We start from the raw sequence: 3,671 nt of genomic DNA on the forward strand, positions 1-3,671 counted from the left end.
GGCCGAGCCGGTCCCGGCGCCACCGTCGGAAACACCGTCGGTTGCCGCCGCGCCGGCACGTGAACCGGAGCCGGCACCACGGCCCGTCGTACGGGAGCCCGTGCGGGAACCGGAGCCTGCGCCTCGCCCCGTCGTGCGGGAACCGGAACCGACCGAGCCGGAACCCGGACCGCAGCCCGCGCCGGCGCCCGCCGCGGCCGCCGGACCCGACGCCGCCGCCGTCCGCGCGGTGTGGTCCGAGGTCCGCAGCAAGGTCCGCGAGCGCAGCCGCACCGTCGAGGTCATGCTGTCCGGTGCCACGGTCCGCAGCGTGGACGCGGGCCGCATCGTCCTCGGCCACGATTCCGCTCCGCTGGTCAAACGGCTCGTCGAACCGCGCAACGCCGCGGTGATCGCGGACGCCCTGCGGGCGGTGTTCGGGGTGGACTTCGAGGTGACCTGCGTCCAGGGCGCTGCGACACCCCCCACCGCTGCGAAACCGGCCGCGGCCCAGTCGGCGTCGCGCCCCTCCGGTCAGCCGCGGTTCTCCCGGCCCAGCCAGGCGCGGCAGGCCCAGCCCGCCCCGCAGCCGGGCGGGGCGTCTCCGGCCGCCACCCCCGCTCCGCCGCGTCCCGAGGCCGACGACATCCCACCGCCCGAGGCGCCGGACTACCCGGACGACCCCGGCCCCGAGCCCGGCTACGAGCCTCCGCGGATCAGCCCCGCCGACGTCACCGCCGAGGACGAGGAGGAGATGTTCGCCGAGGCCGCCACCCCGGTCGACCCGTCGACGCGGCGCGAACCGGAGGACGTGGCGATCGAGTTGCTGCAGGACATCCTGGGAGCGAAGAAGATCAGCGAATGATCGTGTCCCGGTCCGTCGCCGCACCGACGCCGCGGCGTCCGGGACGGTAGGGCGCACCGGCCGGTCCGAAAGATCGGTAAGTTGACCGATTGTCGGCGGGATCGCCGGATTCCTATGGTCGAGCCACCTCGACCGGACCGAATCACGGAGACGACCATGACCGACAATCTTTCCTGGCTCACTGCAACCGAACTCGCGGACGATGTTCGCCGAGGACAGATCAGCGCGAGCGAAGTCGCGGAGCACTTCGTGGGGCGTGTGGAGAGCGTCAACCCGACGATCAACGCAATCGTCGACTTCGATCGCGAACAGGTCCTGTCCGACGCGCGCGCCCTGGACGAGAAGCTCGGCGGCGGCGAATCCGTCGGCCCCCTGCACGGAGTGCCCTTCACGATCAAGGACCTGACGGCCGTGGCGGGGCGGCCCCTGACGTTCGGCATGGTGCCCATGAAGGACAGCATCGCCGACCACGACGCGGTGATCGTCCGGCGGCTGAAGGCCGCCGGCGGTCTCTACCTGGGCAAGACCAACACGCCGGAGAGCGGCTACTACGGCGGCACGGACAACCACCTGTTCGGCCCCACCCACAACCCGTGGAAGCGCGGATACAGCGCGGGAGGTTCCAGCGGCGGCGCTGCCGCCGCCGTCGCGGCCGGCCTCGGCCCGCTGGCCGAAGGCAGCGACGGAGCGGGATCGGTCCGCATTCCCGCGTCGCTGTGCGGCGTGGTCGGCCTCAAGCCCTCGACCGGACGGGTGCCGCAGACCATCCTGGCCGGTCGCTTCTACCACTGGGCCTACCACGGTCCGATCACCCGCACGGTCGAGGACAACGCCCTCATGCTCGGTGTCGTTGCCGGCCCGGACGAATCCGATCCGCTCAGTCTGCCGGCCTCGGAGACCGACTACGTCGCCGAAACGAGGAAGGACATCGCCGGGTGGCGCATCGCCTGGTCCCCCGACCTGGGCTTCGCGACGGTCGATCCGGAGGTGGCGGCGATCTACGCGGAGGCCGTCCGGGTGTTCGAGGACCTCGGAGCCCGGGTCGAGGAGGCGACCCCCGCCTGGGGAGACCCGGAAGAAGCGATGTGGCACGGCATCTGGGTTCCCGGCTTCGCGGCCGAACACGACATGCTCGACTGGGACGAGTGGCAGGGCCAGGTGGACGACAATCTCGTCGAACTGATGCGTGAGGGAGAGCGTCTCACGGGCGTCGACGTCGGGCGAGCAGACCTGTTCCGTGGCCGGATGTGGGATACGTTCTCGGCGTTCATGCAGAACTACGACCTGCTGGTCTCGCCCACCTTGTGTGAAGCGGCCCCTCTGCTGGGGCAGTTCGCTCCCGACCGGCTGGCGGGGGCGCCGCTGCGCTCGCAACTGCTCGGCTGGCTGATGACCTACCCGTACAACATGCTGAGCACCCCGGCCGTCACCGTCCCTGCCGGATTCACCTCGGACGGACGTCCGGTCGGCCTGCAGATCGCGGGACGGCTGCACGCCGACGCCGCGGTCCTGCGCGCAGCGGCGAACTTCGAACGCGCTCGCCCCTGGGCGGATCGGGTCCCGGAACTGTGACGGGGCGGGCGAGCGCCCGCGGGAACCGGAACGTATCTGTCCGATAACAGGATTCGGCTCCGCTGGACACGGGATTCGACTATCGTCGAGCGATGGTCGTACCCGTGTTCAGTGGACTGGTCTCGGTGTTGCTGGGAGAGAACGCCGTCGATCGCATGACCGGGCTCACCCGGTACATGACGGATCAGCTCGGGTGCGCGGCGGCTGCCGTGACCCGCGTCGCCGGCGGCCGGCATGCGGTGGTCGCCAGCCGTGGATACGACGACCGCACCCTGGACTACCTGGTCACCGACTTCGTCGACAGGGATCCGGGCATGCAGGCGGTTCGGGCCGAGCCCTCCGCGGTGCTGACCTGGCGCGACATCCCGTCGTATCGCGAGACCTACTCGGTGCGCGAAGTGTTCGCTCCCGCCGGATTCTCCGAAGGCACCTCTATCGTCCTGACGTCGCCCACCGGGGTCGCAGTGGGAGCGCTGCACGTCAGTGTGACACGTGATTCGGTGCCCACCGGGGTCAAGACGACGCTGAGCGACGCCCGGGAGTACGCCGCCTGGTCGGTGGACACGCTGACGCGGCAGGAAGCGGTCGCCCTCACGCCACGGGAACACGAGGTTCTCGAACTCGTGATCGCCGGCCTGTCCAACCGTGAGATCGCGCAGCAGATGCAGCTCTCGCGCAGCACGGTCAACACTCATGTGGAGCACCTGCTGCGAAAACTGAATGCCCCCAACCGGGTCGGCGCGGTGGTCCGGGCGGTTCGGCTCGGCCTGGTGTCGAACCGGGATGCGTGGGCCCAGTCCACGTAGCAGTCCGTTCCGAGCCGGGGCGGGCTCGTCGCGCCCCCTCAGGTGAGCAGGGGCGCGAGTTGCCGCGCGTGCTCGCGGAGCGACTCGAGATGACGCGTCAGCAGATGCTGGTGGTCGATGCTGCCGGACAGGACCAGACCCGCGACCAGGGTGCCGGCGGCGGACCGGACGGGGACGGCGAGGCACGCGCAGTCGTCGCGCAGTTCGCCGAGCTGGGTGGCGAAGCCCCGGTCGCGGATCTCCGCGAGGTGACGGAGCAGGTCGCTGCGCACGACGATCGTGCGACCGGTGAGGGCGCGGAGGTCCCACCGGGGGAGGACGGCGTCGAGGTCGTTCTTCTCGGCGAGCAGGAGCTTGCCGACGGCGCTCGCATGGAGATACCGCGTGAGGACAGCCTCGTCCGTGCGGGGCGGATATTCGGGGTCGGCGTCGGCGAGGCGGAGCGTCGT

The 3,671-nt window shown here is 70.9% G+C and carries 3 protein-coding genes and 1 pseudogene; 3 read left to right on the plus strand and 1 reads right to left on the minus strand.

Features of this window, described 5'->3' with window-relative positions:
• From OEY_RS0116240 to OEY_RS0116250, 3 genes and pseudogenes are all read left to right on the plus strand, one after another.
• A pseudogene (locus tag OEY_RS0116240) lies at positions 1–844 on the plus strand (DNA polymerase III subunit gamma/tau); the annotation flags it as partial.
• Between the two features lie 156 nt (positions 845–1,000).
• A complete protein-coding gene (locus tag OEY_RS0116245) occupies positions 1,001–2,416 on the plus strand; it encodes an amidase (protein ID WP_010594902.1) in 1,416 nt (471 codons plus the stop codon).
• Positions 2,417–2,508: 92 nt separating this feature from the next.
• Positions 2,509–3,222 (plus strand): response regulator transcription factor, encoded by a 714-nt coding sequence (locus OEY_RS0116250; RefSeq protein ID WP_010594903.1) that lies wholly within the window; start codon positions 2,509–2,511, stop codon positions 3,220–3,222.
• A 38-nt stretch (positions 3,223–3,260) separates the two neighbouring features.
• Here OEY_RS0116250 and OEY_RS0116255 read toward each other — a convergent pair.
• Positions 3,261–3,671 (minus strand): IclR family transcriptional regulator domain-containing protein (locus OEY_RS0116255; protein ID WP_010594904.1); only part of this gene is annotated, 411 nt, incomplete at its 5' end.

The sequence above is a fragment of the Rhodococcus sp. P14 genome (genome assembly GCF_000256505.1).
GTDB classification, from domain to species: Bacteria; Actinomycetota; Actinomycetes; order Mycobacteriales; family Mycobacteriaceae; genus Rhodococcus; species Rhodococcus ruber.

What these genes read in the sequence shown, in the direction of transcription:
- OEY_RS0116245 (WP_010594902.1), top strand. Translation starts at nt 1,001, where the DNA reads ATGACCGACAATCTTTCCTGGCTCACTGCAACCGAACTCGCGGACGAT.
- OEY_RS0116250 (WP_010594903.1), top strand. Translation starts at nt 2,509, where the DNA reads ATGGTCGTACCCGTGTTCAGTGGACTGGTCTCGGTGTTGCTGGGAGAG.